Raw genomic sequence first — 2,547 nt, 5'->3', positions numbered from 1 at the left:
ATAACACAGAAGATTTCTGTAAAATCAAACATGGTGGTTAGAGTCTTTGGTTTGTGTAGTAACTTTCTAAATGGCTCTAACCATCTTTTTTTCAAGCGGTTTTCTTATCCGTAATTCGGGTTATTTAACAATGCAATTGTGCCTGTAACTGATGACAATGAGTATTTAATCAAAGTATTGAATAAAGCAGAACTTGGCTATTTTAACACTGAAAAAAATGGCTTTAACTTATACAACCACGTGATTTCATTCGTAACCTACTATGAGAAAAAACGTAGGGTTACTGACAGCTCTAAACAAATTCACAAACTTATTTCAGATATTCGTGCCAATATCAGTGAATTTGAAACGACCAAACTCAAAAGTGTAGAAGATGCTGAAATTTATAAGGACGAAATTAGTGAAGCTATTGTTGAATTAGCCAATACTATTTTTGAGAGCTGCTATGATTTCTCCACCCAAGCACTTCAAGACCTGGCATTGTTTAACAATCTTGAGGTTCGTATTCAACGCATTGAAAAAACCATCAGGATTTTAAGTTCACTAACAGACGTGATGGGCGCACTCTCAACCAACGCAATGCTTGAGCTTGGTGCTTCAGATAAAGATCTTGAAAGTTTGGTGGTAACTAAGCTGATCCCAGTATTCATTATCTGTAGTAAAGAGGTGAAATACAGTACTTCTAAATTAAACAAGCAGTTGTTTGATTGGAAACAGGAATTATCTTCGCAGAAAAAAAGCAACATGGTGGATGCTTTCTACCGCTTTTTAAAAGGAAAATCTGCATTAAATTTAGAATTTGATGAGACGACGGCATCAGAAGTCTTTTATCGTGTGCCACGCAGTGAATTGATTAGCTATGCAGATCTGGATGCTGAGGAAGAACAGGAAACGCTGCGTGAACTTGGCTCAAAAGCCTTTACCAAGCGTGAAAAACGGATAGATCAGAATAAAGATCGAGAAAATCTGCCAGATGTTAAAGAAGGAAATGAGGTTGTTGAGCAGCCCTTAACTGCTTTAGAGATTGCTACGAGTAATTTCTTTGAAGCATTGCTTGTGGATGGGGGCAAACATCAGCAATTGAGTGGTGTTGAAACATATGAACTGCTAATGCCAGGATGCGATATCGATTTTTGGCTGATCGCCTTAACCAGCCACTATAGAAACCATTTCAAAAATAAATTGAACATGCAATTTATTGAAACGATAGATCCTATATTTGATGGAAATAGTTGTGTATCTGATGTCATCATTTCTCGAACTGATAAATTGCAACAGGTTGCGTGATAGGAGAACTTAATGACTTTTGGCTTACGCGAACTCTCCATCATTCAGACGGCGTTGCAATTAAAAAAACGGTCTATAACTTTCAATAAAACCTGGCAAAAAGTTCATCAGGATTATCAGATTGGTGCGGTTCACGGTAAGGAGCTTCACCTTACCTCTAAAGAACTGGAATATTTGGAATACTGTATCTATGCAAAACAGGTTAAGGTCGCTCCTGAACAGTCTCTGAATTTAGAATCTGATCGTATGGACTTGTTAAACTTTTTGAAAGATGAAAAGTCTGGGGGGTATTCTGTATTCGGCGATCAACTTGTATTTGCATCAGTGCATGCAAAATTGCCATTAAAACAGGGGGATGTAGTCATCGGTTATAAGGGCTTAGTTCCTACAGTTCATGCCAATGAATTAATCTTCAATAAAATTGAAAAACTGATTATCGTTGAAAATGGAACAATGCTGACCAGACTGTTTGATTGGTATGAACAGCTACCTGAAGCATGGCAAGACAGTTTATTTTTATATCGTGGTCAGGGGCAAAATGCACGTCAGGTGTTTGAATTGCTGGCCAAACTTCCTGACCATACAGAAATTTCCTTTTATGGTGACTTTGACCCGTTCGGTTTGAACATTGCTGCCCATTTCCTTAAGCATAGAACAATGTCTATCTTGATTCCTGAATGCTGGCAGGAAATCAGCCGGAACCATGTGGACAATAACACTGCCAAGTTTTTTGAACAGATTCATAGCAGTCATGACCTTTATGCTGATACTGCACAGCCTGTAGCTATTAGAAACTTGTATAGGCATGTACACATCAATCAAATTGCACTGATGCAAGAAAATGTGAATAGGTTAGGGCCTCTAATTGAATTAAAGATGGACTGAAATTAATCTAATCCTAATTTTTTAATAAATTTTTTGAGAAAAAATGGTATTTAAAAAACGATTCAATGATAGAAGAAGTTGTTTTTTTTGAATATAGAAATAAAGCTAGGACATGTATTTACTATTGATGGGTGAGATTAATTGTTATAATTGTTATAAAAAAAACAGGATAGAATCCTGTTTTAGTAATTTGTCATTGATTCTGGGCGAATTCAAACATGAGGTGCGACAGTTTGAAAAGTCTTATGGGTAGTGTTCAAAAATCTGTGTCATTTCAATAAACTGAATCAAACAGGAAATGACACATCATGGCAAACAACTTTGATTTCGAAGCAGCTTTAAAACAATTACAGTCAGGACAACCCCTCACTGGTG

The 2,547-nt window shown here is 36.6% G+C and carries 2 protein-coding genes; both read left to right on the top strand.

Annotated elements, in window-relative coordinates:
* Window positions 1-138 precede the first annotated feature (138 nt).
* The gene (locus FTT83_RS15705) at window positions 139-1,287 is read left to right on the top strand and encodes a hypothetical protein (protein WP_180176839.1); all 1,149 of its coding nucleotides are present in this window, start codon (window positions 139-141) and stop codon (window positions 1,285-1,287) included.
* A 12-nt stretch (window positions 1,288-1,299) separates the two neighbouring features.
* Window positions 1,300-2,172, top strand: coding sequence for a DUF2399 domain-containing protein (locus tag FTT83_RS15700; RefSeq protein WP_180176840.1), 873 nt, complete (start codon window positions 1,300-1,302; stop codon window positions 2,170-2,172).
* Window positions 2,173-2,547 lie beyond the last annotated feature (375 nt).

The organism is Acinetobacter sp. YH01018 (genome assembly GCF_013420295.1).
Classification (GTDB): domain Bacteria; phylum Pseudomonadota; class Gammaproteobacteria; order Pseudomonadales; family Moraxellaceae; genus Acinetobacter.
The sequence above is the reverse complement of the archived record's forward strand: the minus strand, read 5'-3'. Positions and strand labels throughout refer to the sequence as shown.

What these genes read in the sequence shown, in the direction of transcription:
- FTT83_RS15700 (WP_180176840.1), top strand. Translation starts at nt 1,300, where the DNA reads ATGACTTTTGGCTTACGCGAACTCTCCATCATTCAGACGGCGTTGCAA.